We start from the raw sequence: 16,323 nt of genomic DNA, 5'->3' as shown, positions 1-16,323 counted from the left end.
CGATTCACGCGCGCGGAGAACTCGGCGTAGGACAGTTCCTCGGCGGGGCCGAACATGCTGCCGCTGCGCTCGCCCGGATCGAAGATCAGCGCGGTTGCGTCCGGACGGATCCGCACCTGCCGCTCGAACAGGTCGAGAACGGTTGCGGCGGAGGGGAGTTCACGCGCGGTGTGGTTCCACGCGTGCAGCACGGTCTCGCGCTCACCGGCATCGAGGACGTCGATGTCACGCACCACGGTGTCCGGTGCGGCGACGGCGGTTTCGAGCACGCGCAGATAGCGCTGCCCGAACTCGGCCACGGTCGAGGCGTCGAACAGATCGGTGGCGTAGGACAGCACCACCGCCAGCCCGGCCGGCTCACCGGCCAGGCCGCGCTGCTCGGTCAGCGTCCACTGCAGGTCGAACTTGGCGATGTCGACCTCGAGCTCGTCCGCGGAGACGGTGAGGCCGGGCAGCTCCATGGAGCCGTGCGACATCTCCTGGAACGACAGCATGACCTGGAACAGCGGGTGCCGGGCCTGCGAACGGGTCGGGTTGAGCACCTCGACCAGCCGCTCGAACGGGACATCGGTATTGGCGAAGGCCGCCAGGTCGGTCTCCCGGGTGCGGGCCAGGAAGTCGGTGAAGCGCTCGGCCCCATCCACCTCCGAACGCAACACCAGGGTGTTGACGAACATGCCGATCAAGTCGTCGAGCGCCTGCTCACCACGACCGGCGACCGGGGTGCCGATGGCGATGTCGCTGGTGCCCGAGAGCCGGGCCAGCAGCACGGCCAGCGCGCTGTGCATGACCATGAACAGCGAAACACCTTGGGCGCGCGCCAAACCCGCCAGCCGGGTGTGCAGCTCGGCCGGAATGTCGAAGGTGACGCGGGAGCCGTGGAAGCTCTGCACCGGCGGACGCTGACGGTCGGCCGGCAGGTCCAGCTGATCCGGCAGCCCGGCCAGCGCCCCACGCCAATAGGCGATCTGGCGGGCGGCCATGGACTCGGCATCGGATTCCGAACCGAGCACCTCGCGCTGCCAGATGCTGAAGTCCTGGTACTGCACCGGCAGCGGCGCCCACGCGGGCTCCTGACCGGCCACGCGCGCCAGGTAGGCGGCGGTCATGTCACGCGAGAGCGGTCCGAACGAGAAGCCGTCCGCCGCAATGTGATGCACCACGAAGGCGACCGCGAGATCGACCTCGCCGGCATCGAGCGCCGCCGCACCAGTGACCCGGAACACGCGCACGCGAATCGGCAGCTGAGTCGAGACATCGAAACCGGCGGAGGCGAATTCCGCCAGCGCGGACGGCAATTCGGCCTCGGCGAGATCGATGACCTCGATGCCCAGCTCCACCTCGGACATCGGCAGCACCTGCTGGAAGCCGCCGTCGCCGGACTCGGGGAAGATGGTGCGCAGGGACTCCTGGCGCGCGACCACATCGGCCAGCGCCAGCTGCAGGGCCTCGATATCGACCTGCCCGCGCAACCGCACCACGAACGGCAGGTTGTAGGTGGGGACGTTCGGGTCGAACTGGTTGAGGAACCACATGCGCTGCTGCGCCAGCGACAGCGGCACCCGGTCGGGGCGCTCCTGCGCCACCAGCGGAGTACGCGAAACATCGGACGGTCCAGCGGCTTCCACCCGCGCGGCGAGGCCCGCCACGGTCGGGGTCTCGAACAGCGCGCGCACACCCAGGCGGGTGCTGAACGCGGCCGAGATGCGGGCCACCACCTGGGTGGCGACCAGCGAGTTGCCGCCCAGATCGAAGAAGTTGTCGTCGACGCCGACCCGGTCGTGGCCGAGCACATCGGCGAACACGCCCGCCACGATCTCCTCGGCGGCGGTGCGCGGCGCGCGGTAGCCCGCGGCATCCGCGCTGAACACCGGCTCCGGCAGGGCCTTGCGGTCCAGCTTGCCGGAGGTGTTGAGCGGGAAGGCGTCCAGCACCATGATCGACGCCGGAACCATGTAGGACGGCAGCTTCTCGGCGGCGAAACGGGTCAGCTCGGCCGGATCGATGGACTGGCCGGGGACCGGGACCACGTACGCGACCAGCTGCTGACCGGTGGCGGTATCCATGACCAGGACGGCGGCCTGGCTGACGGTCGGGTGGGCCAGCAGGTCGGTCTCGATCTCGCCGAGCTCGATGCGCTGGCCACGGAACTTCACCTGGAAGTCGGTGCGGCCGATGTACTCCAGCGCCCCGGCATCGTTCCAGCGCACCAGGTCACCGGTGCGGTACATGCGTTCGCCGTTGGGCGACAACGGGTTCGCGACGAAGCGGTCCGAGGTCAGATCCGGACGGCCCTTGTACCCGCGGGCCAGCTGACGGCCCGCCAGGTAGAGCTCACCCGCGGCGCCGATGGCGGCGGGCCGCAGCCGCGAATCCAGAACGTAGACTTCGACATTCCACTCGGGCAGACCGATCGGCACCGTGACGGTGTCGGCGGCGGTGTTCTCCCAGTAGGTGACCGAGACCGCGGCCTCGGTGGGGCCGTACAGGTTGTGCAGGCCGGCCGAGGTGATCTCGCGGAAGCCCGCGCCGGTCTCCGGCGGCAGCGCCTCACCGATCACGAAAACGTACTTCAGCGAGGCACACTGGGCCCGGGTGGCGTGCGCGACGAAGACCGTCAGCATGGACGGCACGAAGTCGGTGACCGTGACGCCGTGGCGCTCGATCATCTCCGCCACGTACAGCGGATCGCGATGGCCGTCCGGGGTCGCCACGACGAGCTTCGCGCCCACCAGCAGCGGCATGAAGTAGCCCCACAGCGACACGTCGAAGGTGGTGGCGGTCTTCTGCAGGTAGACATCGTCTTCGGTGAGCGGATACTCGTCGAGCATCCACAGCTCTTGGTTGACGATGGCGTGGTGGGTGACGGCGACGCCCTTGGGGCGGCCGGTCGAACCCGAGGTGTAGATGACGTAGGCGGTGTTGTCCGGGCGCAGCGGGGCCAGGCGATCCGCATCGGTCACCGGCTCCGCGGAGAAGCCGGAGACGTCGAGCGTGTCGATCTCCAAGCGCCGCACTGAGTCCGGCAGCTCGAGCTCGTCGCGGGCGGTGGTCAGCACACAGACCGGTGCCGCGGACTCGAGGATGTAGGCGGTGCGGTCGGCCGGGTGGTCCGGGTCGATCGGCACGTAGGCGCCACCGGCGCGCAGCACCGCGTGCATGCCGACGACCAGGTCGAGCGAGCGGCGCATGCCCAGGGCGACCAGCGATTCCGGGCCGACGCCGTCCGCGATGAGGAAGCGGGCCAGGCGATTGACGCGCGCACCGAACTCGGCGTACGTGAGCTGCTCGCCCTCGAACTCGACGGCGACATTGTCCGGGGTCAGCGGAATCTGCTTGTCCAGCAACGCCGGCAGCGTGGTGACCGGCACCTCGTGCGCGGCGGAGTTCCACTCCACCAGGGTGCGGGTGCGCTCGGCCGCGGTGGTGATGGGCAGACCCCAGACGGGCTGCTCCGCCCCCGCCGCCAGGAAGCGGTCGAAGAACTCCAGGAACCGCGTGTGGTGACGTTCGGTCTCGTCCTCGGAGTACAGGTTGGGGTTGGTCTCGAAATCGATGTGATTCCGGGTGCCCTTCACCGACTGGTAGAAGTTGACGCCCAGATCCTCGATGGAACCGGTTGACAGCACGCTGTATTCACCGGTGATGTCACCGAGTACGACCTCGTTGTGGAACAACATGATGTTGACCCACGGGCCGAAGAACTGCGAGCCCACCTCGCCGCCGGTGAACTCGCCAGTTGAGTCGCGGCGAATGTCCTCGGCGCGGTAGCGCTGGTGACGCAGCGCACCCGAGACCTCGACCTGCACCTGCTTGAGCAGATCGGTCACGGTCACGCCGTGGCCGACGCGCAGGCGCAGCGGCACGATGTTCGAGGCGGCGCCGCCGGAGCGGCGCATGATCGCGGTGGTGCGCGCGGTCACCGGGAGGCTGAGAATGACGTCCTCGCTGCCGGTCCACTGCGCGAGATAGGCGGCGAAACCGGCGATGAGCAGACCCGCGGGCGACGACTCGTGGCGCGCCACGGCGTCGTCCAGCAGCGAGCTCTGGTCCTCGCTGAGCGCGCCCGTGGCGATCCGGTTGATGGCGGCCGGCGGCGCGGAGCGGCCGACCAGGCTGGTGCCGTCCTCGAGCCCGGCGACCCGCTCGGCCCAGTACTCCTTGTCCGACTTGAAGCGACTGCTCTCGCGGTAGGCGAATTCCTGCTCGACCAGGGTGGGCAGGTCGGTCAGCTTGTGCGGCGCGGGCTCGACGCCACGGACGTACGCGGTGTACAGCTCGGCGACGCGAGTCATGTAGGTCACCGCGCCGAAGCCGTCCAGCACGATGTGGTGGATGCGCGCGTACCAGTAGTAATGGCCGTCGGCCAGTTTCAGCATGGCCGTGCGGATGAGGCGGTCCCGGGTGAGGTCCAGCGGGGCGCTGTAGTCGGCGCGCATCCAGGCCCGGGCCGCGGCGGCCGGATCGGCCTCATCGCTCAGATCGACGTGGTAGATGGTGCGGTCCAGCGAGTGGTCCACCATCTGCATGGGCTCGCCGTCACGCTCGACGATGCGCAGGAAGCCCGACCCGAACTCCTCCGAGCCGTGGACCATGGCGCGTTCCAGCAACTCGAGGTCGAGTTCGCCGCGCAGTTCCACGTACTGGGCGATATTGATCGGGACCTGCGGGTCCAGGTGCTGGGCATACCAGATGCCGAGCTGCGCCGGCGACAGCGGGAAAAGTTCGCCCGATCCCGGTGCGATTTCGCTGCCAGCTTCGCCGATGCCGCCGAAATCCAGCCGGTCCAACCCAAACCTCGCTTCCGGAACACCACGACACGCAGCGCTCCCCGCCGAAAACCCGAACAGGACGCCACGCCTGCTTCAGCGTGGCGTCCGGTGTTCGGGGCTCACTTCACCGTAAATTGAGACTCCCTGGGGTATCCCCCCAGCTGGCCGATCTTGTTACATGGGCGCGACCACACCCGTCGGCCGCTGCAGGGCAGCCACAGTCGCAAACTTGGTGACGGACACTCGGTCCAATCTACCGTCAGCGCGCAAGCGACAATAAGAAAGGGCCATAGCCCTTAACTATCATCGCATTTCGTACCTTCAGCCAGTGATGTGCGACCTATCGCGAGCAGGATCGTACAGATGCGACTGGGCACAGTTCAGGGTTTCGGCCAATGCGGGACCGACGAGAATCACGGCCGCCTGCCGCAGTCCGGCCGCCTCCACGCGATCGGCGATATCGGCCAGGGTGCCCCGGAGAACCTGCTGTTCAGGCTGGGTCGCGCGGTAGACCACCGCCACCGGGCAGTCCGCGCCGTAGTCGGGAACCAGTTCCCGCGCGAGGGTCCGGATCCGGGTGATGGCGAGATGCAGGATCAGGGTCGCCCGGGTGCGCGCGAAATTTGCCAGCGCCTCCGATTCCGGCATCGCGGTCGACCGCGCCTGCGTGCGGGTCAACACAACCGACTGCACCTGCTCCGGCACGGTGAGCTCCGCACCCAGCAGCGCCGCGGCGGCCGCGTACGCCGGCACCCCGGGCGTCACGTCCCAGGGGATTCCCAGGGCGTCCAGTCTGCGCTTCTGCTCGGTGAGCGCTGAATATAAGGAGGGATCGCCCGAGCACAACCGTGCGACGTCCTTGCCCTCGGCGTGTGCCCGCGCACAGTGCGCGACGATCTCGTCCAGATCCAGCCGCTGGGTATCGATCAGCTCGGCATCCGGCGCGCAGTGCCCCAGCACCTCGGGATCCAGATAGGTCCCCGCGTACAGGCACACCGGCGACCGCCGCAGCAACTCGACCGCCCGTACGGTCAGCAGATCCGCCGCCCCCGGCCCGGCCCCGATGAAGTGCACTGTCATCGGCCGAGTCTCGCACACCCGCTCAGGCGAACCGCCCGGCCGCCACCAGCACCGCGATCAGCCGCTGACCGAGAAGTCGGTGACGATCTTGGTGGGGCGGAGGCGGACCACGAGTTCGCCGGGGACGGCATTGCGCTTGCCGAATTCGCCGGCGCGGTCGGGACCCATGTAGCGGGCGGCGATGTCGGTGGCGGTCCGAAGGAGTTCGTCCGGGTCCTCGGAGACTTCGGCCACACCCTGGACCTGAACGAAGGAGTACGGGGGTGCGGAGACGTCCACGCAGAGGCTCAGGCGGCCGTCGCGCCGGATCGAGCGGCCCTTGGCCGTGTCCTTGCCGGTGTTGAAGACGATCTCGTCGCCTTCGAGGATGAACCAGACGGGCGCCACCAGGGGGCGGCCGTCGCTCGCCACGAAGGCGAGCTTGCCGGTCCGGGTGCCCTCGGTCAGGAAGTCGCGTACACGCTGATCGGACAGTGAGGCCATGGGCGACACCGTACGACCTCAGATGGCCCCGCGCTCGCGAGCCCGGGCCACGGCGGAGGTTCGGGATTTGACGCCGAGCTTCGAATAGATGTGGACCAGGTGGGATTTCACGGTGGTCTCGGAGAGGAACAGGCGCTTGCCGATCTCCCGGTTGGAATGGCCGTCGGCCACCAGGCGGAGGACCTCGATCTCGCGGGGACTCAAGGTGGTGTCGGGCTTGCGGACTCGCGTCATGAGCCGCGAGGCGACCGAGGGCGACAGGACGCTCTCGCCCTCGGCGGCCGAGCGGACGGCGGCCAGCAGTTCGGCGGGCGGGGTGTCCTTGAGGATGTAGCCGACCGCGCCCGCCTCGATCGCGCCGAGGATGTCGGCATCGGTGTCGTAGTTGGTGACCACCAGGACATTCGGCGGATTCGGGAGATCGCGCAGGGCCGCGGTGGCGTCCGCGCCGGACTTGCCGGGGCCGAAGCGCAGATCCATCAGGACCAGGTCGACGGGGGTGGTGGAGCAGAAGGCCACGGACTCTTCGGCGGTCGCCACCTCGCCCACGACTTCGATATCGTCGCAATCGGTTTCGGCGACGCTGGAGTCCAGCAGCGCGCGCAGGCCCGCGCGGACGATGGCGTGGTCGTCGGCGAGGAGGATGCGGATCATTTCTGCTCCGAGGGGAAGGTGGGCTGCTCCTCCAGGGGGAAGGAGACGGTGACCGCGGTATGGCCGGGCTCGGATTCGACATCCATGGTGCCGCCCTGCTGCTCCACCCGGCTGCGCATGGCATTGAGACCGAAACTGCCGGAAGGGGATTCGGCCAGCACCGCGGGATCGATGCCGACGCCGTCGTCGACCACGTCCAGGTGCACGGCGTCATCGGCGTAGGTGAGGGTGACCCGCATGCGGTGAGCGTGGGCGTGCCGCACCACATTCGAGACCGCGCCCTGGGTGATGCGGACCAGGGCGGCCTCCATGGACATGGGCAACGCCTGCGGCTCCCCTTCGACGAGCACCTGGGCGTCCAGGCCGGGCGCGGCGGCCCGCTCGGCAACGCGGTGCAGCGCACCGGCGAGGGACTGGCCCTCGAGTGCGGCGGGCGTGAGTTCCGCGATGAGCTGGCGGGTTTCGACCAGGCTGTCGGCGGCGGTCTCGCGGGCCAGCCGGATCTTCTCCAGCGCCGGATGCTCCGGAGCGGCGCGCTCGACGGCGTGCAGCAGCAGCTGAATACTGCTGAGGCCCTGGGCAACCGTGTCGTGGATCTCCTGGGCCAGGCGTTCCCGCTCGGCCATCTTGCCCGCGGTGCGTTCCTGTTCGGCGAGAGTGTTTCTGGTGGCGAGCAATTCGTCGATGAGGCGCTGCCGTTCGGCGGCCTCCCGGAACAGCGCCTGGTAGCCGAGCCCGATGGCCACCGCGACCAGGGCGCCGAGCAGCGGGCCGATCACACCCGCCACCGTCCAGCCGCGGTGCGCGGCGAATCCGACCACCGACACCACCGTGGCCGCGGTCACCGCGAGCAGCCCCCAATTGCGCGGCAGCAGATGGAGATACAGGAAGAACAGTCCGAACACCAGGTACACCGCCAGCGGAGCCACGATCACCAGGCCCAGCCACAGCAGCGTCAACAGGCCCAGCCACACCCGGGCCGCGGGAAGATCGCGACGGAACCGGCCGCCGGCGAAGTAGACGCCGAGAAAGACGCTCGCGAGCACCACGACCGGCACCCGATGCGAACCCGTCAGGAACTCCTGGACCGCCACCACGATGGTGAGCGCCACCACCATGACATGCAGTCCCGCCTGCAGGGCGGAGAAGACCGGGGTGAGTGGCGAGCGGTGCACGCGACCAGCTTATGCCCGGCTATTGCCGCGGCATCCATCGAAAGTAGGAAACGCCGCCCCACCCTTGGCTGGTCCGGGAACCGTCCTGCTCGACGATGGTTTTCGAGGCCCGCGACGACACAGTGGAATCATGTTCGTCGCACTCAGAGATCTGCGGGCCGCCCGCGGCCGCTTCCTCCTCATTTCCCTGGTGGTCACGCTGGTCGCGCTGCTGGTGAGCTTTCTCAGCGGCCTGACGGCCGGATTGGCGCACCAGAACATCTCCGCCATCCAGTCCCTCGACACCGACACGGTCGTCTTCTCCGATACCGGGTCCTCCCCTTCCTTCGACGCCTCCACCTTGAGCACCGAGCAGGTGCAGACGTGGCAGGCGGCGGGCGGCACCGTCGATCCGATCGGCATCAGCCGCACCCGCGCCACCCTCGACGGCGCGTCGCCCACCCAGGTGGCACTGTTCGGCGTGCAGGGCACGCCTTTCGGCAAGCGCGTGGCAACCGATCCGGGCTCGGTGATCCTGTCCAAGGCCGCCGCCAAGGACCTCGACGCCAAGAGCGGCGACACCGTCGAGCTGGGCGCGGCCTCCTACACAGTGCAGGGCGTGACCGATGACGACTGGTACGCGCACACCCCCGTGGTGTGGATGACGTTGGCGGACTGGCAGTCCCTCAACCCCCACGCGGGCGCGGCCACCATCCTCGCGGTGTCCGGCGTGAGCGATCAGTCCGCGGTGAACGCGACGGCGCACACCACCACGACCAGCAGCAAGGACTCGCTGTCCGCGATGGCGTCGTACCAGGCCGAGAACGGGTCGCTGACCCTCATGACCGTCATGCTGTTCGCCATCTCGGCGCTGGTGATCGGCGCGTTCTTCACGGTGTGGACCGTGCAGCGGCAGCCGGACATCGCGACCCTGAAGGCGCTGGGCGCGACCACCGGCTCCCTGATCCGGGATGCCCTGAGCCAGGCGCTGATCGTGTTGCTGCTCGGTGTCGGCGTCGGTGTCGGCCTGACCGCCGTGGCGGGCGTATTCATGGGCGGCGCAGTGCCTTTCGTGCTCAGTGCGAGCACCACGCTGTTCCCGGCCGCGGCGCTGATCGCGCTCGGTCTGCTCGGCGCGGCCTTCGCGCTGCGCTTCCTCGTCACCACCGATCCCCTCACCGCCCTCAACCAGGCCCGCTGATGACCACACTCCCCTTGCCTCCCAGGAGCATTGCGATGACCAACGCACTGACCGTCTCCGATCTGACCCTCACCTTCCCGGACGGCACGGACCGCATCACCGCCCTCGACCACGTGAACCTGCGCGTGGGCGGCGGCGAGATCGCGGCCATCACCGGGCCGTCCGGCTCCGGCAAGTCGACCCTGCTGGCCACCGTCTCCACCCTGCTGCGCCCGGATTCGGGGCGAGTGGACCTCGAAACCGCCACGGGCACCATCGATCTCGCCTTGCTGAGCCGACGCGACGCCGCGACCCTGCGTCGCAACTCGATCGGCATCGTGTTCCAGCAGTCCAATCTGGTCCCGGCGCTGACCGCCGTCGAGCAGCTCGAGGCCATGGTGCACCTGGGGCAGAGCTGGTTCGTCTCGCCTGCCAAGCGGCGCGCAGCCCGGTCGCGCGCACGGGATCTGCTGGCGGCCGTGGGGCTCTCGGGGCACGAGAACAAGCGGCCGGCTCAGCTCTCGGGCGGACAGCGGCAGCGGGTGAACATCGCGCGCGCCCTGATGAACGACCCGTCGCTGCTGGTCATCGACGAGCCGACCAGTGCGTTGGATCAGGAGCGTGGGGCGGCCATCATCGATCTGATCGTCGGGATCGTTCGGGAGCATGGAGCGTCGACGTTGCTGGTGACGCACGATCTGTCGCATTTGGATCAGATGGACAGCGTGTATCGAATGGTGGATGGCATTCTTACACAACAAAATACGGCATTGGCCGCTTGAAACATTCGGGGATACCGGACAATTCGGGTTCCTAGGTTATTACGGCAGCGATAGAATAGAGGCATGAATTCGAAGGGGGAAGCGCTGGAGAGCTGCGGTATCGCCGAATTGGCGACCGCAGTCCAGACCCTTTCGAACACCAACCTGAAGCAATTCTCCGATGCCGATGTCGTGGAGTTGATGCAGCGCCTGGAAACCTGCAAACGTCAACTGTCCGCGCTGGATTCACGCCTGATCATCGAAGCTGCGGATCGATCCCTGCACGAAACCAGCGGGGCAGGGGACCTGGTGCCGTTCCTGCGCCGGACGTTGGGATTGTCGAAGTACGACGCGTCGATGCGAGTAAAGATCACCCGCCAGTGCGGAGAATTCTTCGAACCCACCGGACACCTGCGCCCGCCCACCCTCGCCGAAACCGCCGAAGCCTATGAGGCAGGCGACATCTCACGTGACCATGTCCGCAACATCATCGACGTCATGAACCACCTGCCCGCCGACACCCCCACCGAGGCTCGCGCGGAAGCCGAACCGATCCTCGTCGACCACTCCCGCATCGGCTGGCCCGACGACCTGCCCAAGATCGGCCGCGACATCCTCGCCCGCATCGACCCCGACGGCAAGGTCATCTCCGACACCGACCGCCGCCGCAAGCGCGGAATCATGCTGTGCCGCCCCGGCATCGATGGCATGTCCTGGATCGAAGGCTGGATCACCCCCGAACTGCGTACCCTGCTCGATGCGGTGTTCGCGAAGTTCGCCCGTCCAGGCATGTGCAACCTCGAAGACCCCGAAAGCCCCACCACGACTGCCGCTGTCGTCGATTCGAAGGTCCTCGAGGCCGCCGCCCGCCGCGACCGCCGCGACGCCGGTCAGCGCACCCACGACGCGCTGTTCGCGCTGCTGCAGCCAGGCGTCGACCCCGCCAAGCTCGGTAACCACCGCGGCCTGCCGGTGCAGGCCATCCTCACCATGAACCTCGCCGACCTCGAGCGCGGGGCCGGAGTCGCGACCACCGCCTCCGGTGGCCACGTCTCCATCAATGAGGCTTTGAAGCTGGCCGAGGGAACCAAGCCGGTGCTGGTGATCCTCGACGCGGACGGGCTGCCGCTGTACCTGGGGCGCTGCCAGCGACTGGCCACCCCGGCTCAGCGCCTGGCCCTTATCGCCCGCGACAAGGGTTGCACCCGCCCGGGATGCGACGCGCCCGCGTCGATGTGCGCGGTGCACCACGTCACCGACTGGGCCAGGGGCGGCCCCACGGATCTCAACAACCTGACCTTGGTGTGCGATCACTGCCATGCGCTGGTCAATGACAGTGCTGGGGGTTGGAAAACTGTTGTCATGGGCAAAGATTCCCCCTATCGGGGACGCACCGGATGGATTGCTCCGAAACGTCTCGACCCCACAGGCACTCCGCGCGTGAACGACAGACATCACGTTGGGGAGTGGGTCGCCGCTGCCATCGAATCCAGTTGCCAGAGGTGGGGTTCACGGGCCGCATGAATCCCGGCTGCTCGTGTCCTGCAGACACCCCCACCGCTACCTCACCGCTGATCCCCGAACCGCCAACGCCCACAGTCATATACCCGCCGCCAGGATCGGCACGGCCATCGCCACCGCGGCCAAACCCAGCGACCGCGATTCCGACCGCAACCACCACCGCATCCGCGCACGGGACCGCCAGCCACGCCCCCGCGCCCCGCCTGCTCACCGGTCCTCACCGAACGCCGAACGCCCGCACCGGCATTGCTGCCACTGCTTCTCCGATCCCAACCGCCACTGCCGCCGCCACCACGACGCCGACAACCATCATGGGGCTACCCCAACTCCGTGATCTGAAGCAATACCTCCTGCAGCAACCCCACATGCGGCTTCAAAGGTGAGGGGGGCTGGAAGGTGTAGGCGCGGACGTGAGCCCGGCCCCCTCCCTTCTCCAGGCGTCTTTGTCTTTTAATCTTTTGATCTTTTGGGTTTTGGCTTTTATCTTTTGGCTTCTATTGCGCGGGCGGCGCGATCGCGGATCTTTCGCAGCTCGTCTGTTAGTTGCTGGGGGCTGTGCACTTCGAATTCGACGCCCAGCTCCAGGAGGCGGTGTGCTACCCATTCGGGGAGGTCGTCTCGGGACATGTTCAGGGCGCAGGTGTTTGGTCCGTGCGGGACGATGTCGCCGGGGCCTTCGCCCAGGCGGCCGATTACGGCTTCGGCGGGGGCGGCGATGTCGACCTGGAAGTGCAGGGTTGGGGTGCCCCAGTCGGTTCGCTCGCCGGTTACGTAGGCGGCGGGGTTGGCGGCGGGGAGGTCACGTGGGGTGAAGCGGGCGCCGGTGGGGTGGAGGCGGTGGATTCGGTCGGCGCGGAAGACGCGCCAGTCGTTGCGGTCGAGGTCGAAGGCGACGAGGTACCAGCGGTGCCGGTGGGGGACCAGGCCGACGGGCTCGGTGTTGCGGCGGGTTTCGGTGCCGTTGGCTGCCTCGTAGGCGAAGCGGATGCGCTCCCTGTTGGTCACGGCCCCGGCCAGAGCGGTGAGGAGCTCCGGGTCGACGGGGGTCGCGCCGGAGCGGGGCGGGACGGTGGCGGCTCCCAGGACTCGCACCCGGCGGCGCAGTTTGGCGGGCAGTACCTGTTCGATCTTGGCGAGCGCGCGGACGGACGCTTCCTCGATGCCGGCGATGGCGGAGCCCGCGGCCGCCCGGAGACCGACCGCGATGGCGACGGCCTCCTCGTCGTCGACCAGCAGTGGCGGCATGGCCGCCCCGGCGACCAGGCGGTAGCCGCCGGTGGCGCCCATGGTGGCCGCGACGGGGTAGCCGAGATCGCGGAGGCGGTCGATGTCGCGGCGGACGGTGCGATCGGTGACGCCGAGACGTTCGGCGAGTTCGCTGCCGGGCCATTCGCGCGGGGTCTGCAGCAGGGACAGCAGCCGCAGCAGTCGTGCCGACGTGTCGCTCATACCCGCCATCCTCCGCTCGAAGTAGGACGAGAATAGTCCTATATGACTCCTACCGTGGTCAGCGGATCGTCCGCCCGACGTCAGGAGACACGATGACCAGCACCGATATCCGACCGTTCCGCATCGCCATCCCGCAGTCCGATCTCGATGGCCTCCTCGACCGACTGGCGCGGACCCGCTGGACCCGGCAACTCCCGGGGCAGGGCTGGGAGCGCGGCGTCCCGGTGGCCTATCTCCGCGAGCTGTCCGAATACTGGCGCACCGAATTCGACTGGCGCGCACAGGAAGCGGCGCTCAATGAATTCCCGCAGTTCCTGACCGAGATCGACGGGCTGGACGTGCACTTCCTGCACGTGCGCTCGGACGACCCGGACGCGCTGCCGCTCATCCTCACCCACGGCTGGCCGAACAGCTTCGTAGAATTCGCGAAAACCATTCCCCTGCTGACGAATCCGCGAGCGCACGGCATGGAGTCGGCGCAGGCGTTCCATGTGGTGATCCCTTCGGTGCCGGGTTTCGGGTTCTCGGCGGCGCCGCGCGAACCGGGCATGCGGCCGCGGCACGTGGCCCGCATGTGGGTGGAGCTCATGGCCCGCCTGGGTTACGACCACTACGGCGCGCAGGGCGGGGATCTGGGTGCGTACGTGGTGCAGGAGATGGCGATCGCCGCCCCCGGCCACCTGGTCGGCGTGCACATCGACGGCGGCATCGGCCTGCCCACCGAGGCGGACGTCCCGACCATGACGGCCGAGGAACGCGCCGAGTGGGATCTCATGCAGAAGTGGCAGTCCGGCGTGAATCACCATGTCCTGCTCCGCCAGGCGCCGCAGACCTTCGCGCACGCCTGGACCGACTCCCCCGTCGGCCTGCTCGCGTGGCTGGTCCACAAGTTCGACGAGTTCTCCCCGCTGGCCGACCAACTGGAGGACGCCGTGGACCGCGACCAGCTGCTGACCAATGTCAGCGTCTACTGGTTCTCCGATACCGCCGCCACCTCGTCCTGGCCCATGTACAACGGACTGGGCGACCATGGTTTCGCATGGCCGACCGGCCAGAAGCTGGTCCCGGTCGGCGTGTACGCCGGGGGCTCGCCGCTCATGCGCCGGCTCGCCGACCTCGACAACACCATCGTGCACTGGCCCGAGGGCAACACCGGCAACCACTTCCTGGCCATGGACGTTCCCCGGGCGCATGTGGCCGATATTCAGGCCTGCTTCGGCAAGGTCCACCGAGCCCGCCATATTTGACCGATTGGTCTTGAAAGCCGTAGTGTCCTCGCCATGGCGAGGACCAAGGAGTTCGATCCGGACACCATGCTCCGCCGCGCTCTCGAATTGTTCTGGGAGCGTGGCTATGAGGCGACGTCCATGTCGGATCTGGTTGAGCATCTTGGAATTGCCAGGGCGAGCATCTATTCGACCTTCGGCGGCAAGCGCGACCTCTACCTGAAGGCCCTCCAGCGCTACCTCGAGACCACCGATCCGGTGATCATGGACGAGCTGTCGCAGCCGGGTCCGGTCCTGCCCGCGGTGCGCGGACTCGTGCAGCGGTTCGTGCGCGAAGCATCCAGTCCTGATTCATCTCTGGGCTGCCTGGTCGTGAACAGCGCCGTCGAGTTGGCGCACTGCGACGAGGCGGTGGCGCGGCTCGTGGAGTCCAGCTGGGCGCACCTCGAGACGACATTGACTTCCGCGCTGCTGCGCGCCCGCGCACAGGGCGAACTGGCCGCGGACGCGGACCCGCGCGCACTCGCCCGATTCCTTCTCGTCTTCTTCCAGGGAGTCCGCGTCATCGAGCGCACGCCGGATTCGGCTGCACGCCTGCAGGATGCGGCCCGCGTGGCCGTATCCGTGCTCGGCTGAACAGGTTTCCCATTCATCCACAGCCTTCCCCACTGCCCAAATTCGAGAACGATCATTCTAAAAAGGAGTTACGAACCGTCATGAGCACCCGATTCGATGACAAAACTGTGCTGATCACCGGCGGCGCGGGCACGATCGCGGGCGCGACCGCCCAGGCCTTCGCCGATCTCGGCGCCACGGTGGTGCTGGCGGGCCGTGATGCGCAGCAGCTGGCCGACGCGGCCGGACGAGTTCGGCCGGTCGGCGGCGCGGTGGACCACCTGGTCGCCGACGTCACCGACGGCTACCAGGTCGCGGCCATGATCGAGGAGGTTGTGCGCCGGCACGGCGCCCTACATGTGGCCTTCAACAATGCCGGAATTCTGGGCACGCCCGCCCCGGTCGGCGATCTGGAGGATGCCGACTGGCACCGGGTGCTGGATGTCAACCTGACCGGTGTCTTCCTGTCGATGAAACACGAGATCGCCCATATGCGCGGCAATGGCGGCGGCGTCATCGTGAATATGGCCTCGAATATCGGCGCGCACGGCCGCCGTCCGGGTCTGGCGGCCTACGCGGCATCCAAAGCGGCGGTCAGCGTGCTGACCCAGACCGCCGCGCGTGACCATATAGGTGACGGTATTCGCATCAATGCGGTCAGCCCGGGTGCGACCGATACGCGAATGTCCTTCCGCCCGGGGGAAACTCGCGCGGATCGCGATGCGCGTATGGCGTCGGCAATTCCGCTGGGCCGGGTCGGGGATCCGGCGGAGATCGCGGCGGCCGTGGTGTGGCTGTCCTCCCCGGAATCCGCTTTCGTCATCGGCCACGATCTGGTGATCGACGGCGGCGCGACGGCGTGATCTCACCGTTTATCCAACGGGTACGGCGAGCTTCCAATAGCGGAATCGAAGTGGGGTGTTGAACCGGCAGACACGTCCCTGTCATCTGCGCTGACTAACGTGCTGGGAATTCGCAGGTCGCGTTATAGGAGTCGCGATGAGGGACACACTGCCATCCAAGAACCAGGTCCTTGAGGCTTGTCGAGGTTCACGTCAGCCCGGTCATCCACTACTACGCGCGGCGCAAGATCTGACCGCGCTGCACGAGCGCCTGCTCAGTGCCGAACCGGCCCAGCTGATCGAACTCGACACCATCCGAACGGATCTGGTGCATCAGATCGACTGCTGGGTGACCGCGCAATTGCCGCCGTCACACGGCGCGGCCCGGGTACACACCGAAACCCTGGGCGCGGTCATCGATCGGCTGGCCCGGTTCACCGCCACCGCCTATGCGGCGCTGGCGCGCGAATCCGGCCGGGAACTCACCATTGCCTGGGAGCATCTGGCCGAATTGGCGGTCGGATATGAGGACTTGGCATCGGAAGTGTGCACCGGGCGTCGTCGTCTACCCGGTGCACACTGACCC

Annotated in this window: 13 protein-coding genes; 7 read left to right on the top strand and 6 right to left on the bottom strand. The window is 67.9% G+C overall.

The features are described from left to right. The 5 genes from ACFXHE_RS37235 to ACFXHE_RS37215 form a co-directional block, all read right to left on the bottom strand. Positions 1-4,790, bottom strand: a 4,790-nt coding sequence (locus tag ACFXHE_RS37235; protein ID WP_379389357.1) for an amino acid adenylation domain-containing protein, incomplete at its 3' end; no start/stop codon positions are given. A gap of 303 nt (positions 4,791-5,093) precedes the next feature. After that, positions 5,094-5,852, bottom strand: a complete 759-nt coding sequence (gene cobM, locus ACFXHE_RS37230; RefSeq protein ID WP_379389355.1) for a precorrin-4 C(11)-methyltransferase — start codon at positions 5,850-5,852, stop codon at positions 5,094-5,096. Positions 5,853-5,909: 57 nt separating this feature from the next. After that, positions 5,910-6,335 carry a PPOX class F420-dependent oxidoreductase gene (locus ACFXHE_RS37225; RefSeq protein ID WP_379389353.1) on the bottom strand — a complete coding sequence of 142 codons (426 nt, stop codon included), beginning with the start codon at positions 6,333-6,335 and terminating at the stop codon, positions 5,910-5,912. An 18-nt stretch (positions 6,336-6,353) separates the two neighbouring features. Next, positions 6,354-6,989: a response regulator transcription factor gene (locus ACFXHE_RS37220; RefSeq protein ID WP_033090529.1), complete on the bottom strand. Its 636-nt coding sequence runs from the start codon at positions 6,987-6,989 to the stop codon at positions 6,354-6,356. Further along, the gene (locus ACFXHE_RS37215; RefSeq protein ID WP_379389351.1) at positions 6,986-8,164 is read right to left on the bottom strand and encodes a sensor histidine kinase; all 1,179 of its coding nucleotides are present in this window, start codon (positions 8,162-8,164) and stop codon (positions 6,986-6,988) included. The genes ACFXHE_RS37220 and ACFXHE_RS37215 overlap by 4 nt, the downstream gene beginning before the upstream one ends. A 130-nt stretch (positions 8,165-8,294) precedes the next feature. On the opposite strand from ACFXHE_RS37215, the gene ACFXHE_RS37210 reads away from it, so the two are divergent. The 3 genes from ACFXHE_RS37210 (at position 8,295) to ACFXHE_RS37200 (ending at position 11,608) form a co-directional block, all read left to right on the top strand. Continuing rightward, a complete protein-coding gene (locus ACFXHE_RS37210) occupies positions 8,295-9,344 on the top strand; it encodes an ABC transporter permease (RefSeq protein ID WP_379389349.1) in 1,050 nt (349 codons plus the stop codon). Positions 9,345-9,379: 35 nt separating this feature from the next. Next, the gene (locus ACFXHE_RS37205; RefSeq protein ID WP_379389347.1) at positions 9,380-10,105 is read left to right on the top strand and encodes an ABC transporter ATP-binding protein; all 726 of its coding nucleotides are present in this window, start codon (positions 9,380-9,382) and stop codon (positions 10,103-10,105) included. Between the two features lie 63 nt (positions 10,106-10,168). Further along, positions 10,169-11,608: a DUF222 domain-containing protein gene (locus ACFXHE_RS37200; protein WP_379389345.1), complete on the top strand. Its 1,440-nt coding sequence runs from the start codon at positions 10,169-10,171 to the stop codon at positions 11,606-11,608. 477 nt (positions 11,609-12,085) lie between these two features. Here ACFXHE_RS37200 and ACFXHE_RS37195 read toward each other — a convergent pair whose 3' ends face one another. Then, positions 12,086-13,054, bottom strand: a complete 969-nt coding sequence (locus tag ACFXHE_RS37195; protein WP_379389343.1) for a helix-turn-helix transcriptional regulator — start codon at positions 13,052-13,054, stop codon at positions 12,086-12,088. A gap of 92 nt (positions 13,055-13,146) precedes the next feature. Between ACFXHE_RS37195 and ACFXHE_RS37190 the strand changes: the two genes are divergently transcribed. The 4 genes from ACFXHE_RS37190 to ACFXHE_RS37175 all read left to right on the top strand — a co-directional run bounded on the left by ACFXHE_RS37190 (position 13,147) and on the right by ACFXHE_RS37175 (position 16,320). Continuing rightward, entirely contained in the window at positions 13,147-14,301 is a 1,155-nt protein-coding gene (locus ACFXHE_RS37190; protein ID WP_379389341.1) for an epoxide hydrolase family protein, read from the top strand. Positions 14,302-14,334: 33 nt separating this feature from the next. After that, the gene (locus ACFXHE_RS37185; RefSeq protein ID WP_379389339.1) at positions 14,335-14,916 is read left to right on the top strand and encodes a TetR/AcrR family transcriptional regulator; all 582 of its coding nucleotides are present in this window, start codon (positions 14,335-14,337) and stop codon (positions 14,914-14,916) included. An 80-nt stretch (positions 14,917-14,996) separates the two neighbouring features. Further along, the gene (locus tag ACFXHE_RS37180) at positions 14,997-15,758 is read left to right on the top strand and encodes an SDR family NAD(P)-dependent oxidoreductase (protein WP_379389337.1); all 762 of its coding nucleotides are present in this window, start codon (positions 14,997-14,999) and stop codon (positions 15,756-15,758) included. Positions 15,759-15,894: 136 nt separating this feature from the next. After that, a complete protein-coding gene (locus ACFXHE_RS37175; protein WP_379389335.1) occupies positions 15,895-16,320 on the top strand; it encodes a DUF4254 domain-containing protein in 426 nt (141 codons plus the stop codon). Positions 16,321-16,323: the final 3 nt, after the last annotated feature.

This window comes from Nocardia sp. NPDC059229 (assembly GCF_042754165.1).
In the GTDB taxonomy this organism is placed as follows: Bacteria; Actinomycetota; Actinomycetes; order Mycobacteriales; family Mycobacteriaceae; genus Nocardia.
Note: the sequence above shows the minus strand (reverse complement) of the source record. Positions and strands in the feature narration are given on the sequence as shown.

Excerpts from the sequence above, each read along its gene's own strand:
- cobM (WP_379389355.1), bottom strand. The coding sequence starts at position 5,852 with ATGACAGTGCACTTCATCGGGGCCGGGCCGGGGGCGGCGGATCTGCTG.
- ACFXHE_RS37225 (WP_379389353.1), bottom strand. The coding sequence starts at position 6,335 with ATGGCCTCACTGTCCGATCAGCGTGTACGCGACTTCCTGACCGAGGGC.
- ACFXHE_RS37220 (WP_033090529.1), bottom strand. The coding sequence starts at position 6,989 with ATGATCCGCATCCTCCTCGCCGACGACCACGCCATCGTCCGCGCGGGC.
- ACFXHE_RS37210 (WP_379389349.1), top strand. The coding sequence starts at position 8,295 with ATGTTCGTCGCACTCAGAGATCTGCGGGCCGCCCGCGGCCGCTTCCTC.
- ACFXHE_RS37205 (WP_379389347.1), top strand. The coding sequence starts at position 9,380 with ATGACCAACGCACTGACCGTCTCCGATCTGACCCTCACCTTCCCGGAC.
- ACFXHE_RS37200 (WP_379389345.1), top strand. The coding sequence starts at position 10,169 with ATGAATTCGAAGGGGGAAGCGCTGGAGAGCTGCGGTATCGCCGAATTG.
- ACFXHE_RS37195 (WP_379389343.1), bottom strand. The coding sequence starts at position 13,054 with ATGAGCGACACGTCGGCACGACTGCTGCGGCTGCTGTCCCTGCTGCAG.
- ACFXHE_RS37190 (WP_379389341.1), top strand. The coding sequence starts at position 13,147 with ATGACCAGCACCGATATCCGACCGTTCCGCATCGCCATCCCGCAGTCC.
- ACFXHE_RS37185 (WP_379389339.1), top strand. The coding sequence starts at position 14,335 with ATGGCGAGGACCAAGGAGTTCGATCCGGACACCATGCTCCGCCGCGCT.
- ACFXHE_RS37180 (WP_379389337.1), top strand. The coding sequence starts at position 14,997 with ATGAGCACCCGATTCGATGACAAAACTGTGCTGATCACCGGCGGCGCG.
- ACFXHE_RS37175 (WP_379389335.1), top strand. The coding sequence starts at position 15,895 with ATGAGGGACACACTGCCATCCAAGAACCAGGTCCTTGAGGCTTGTCGA.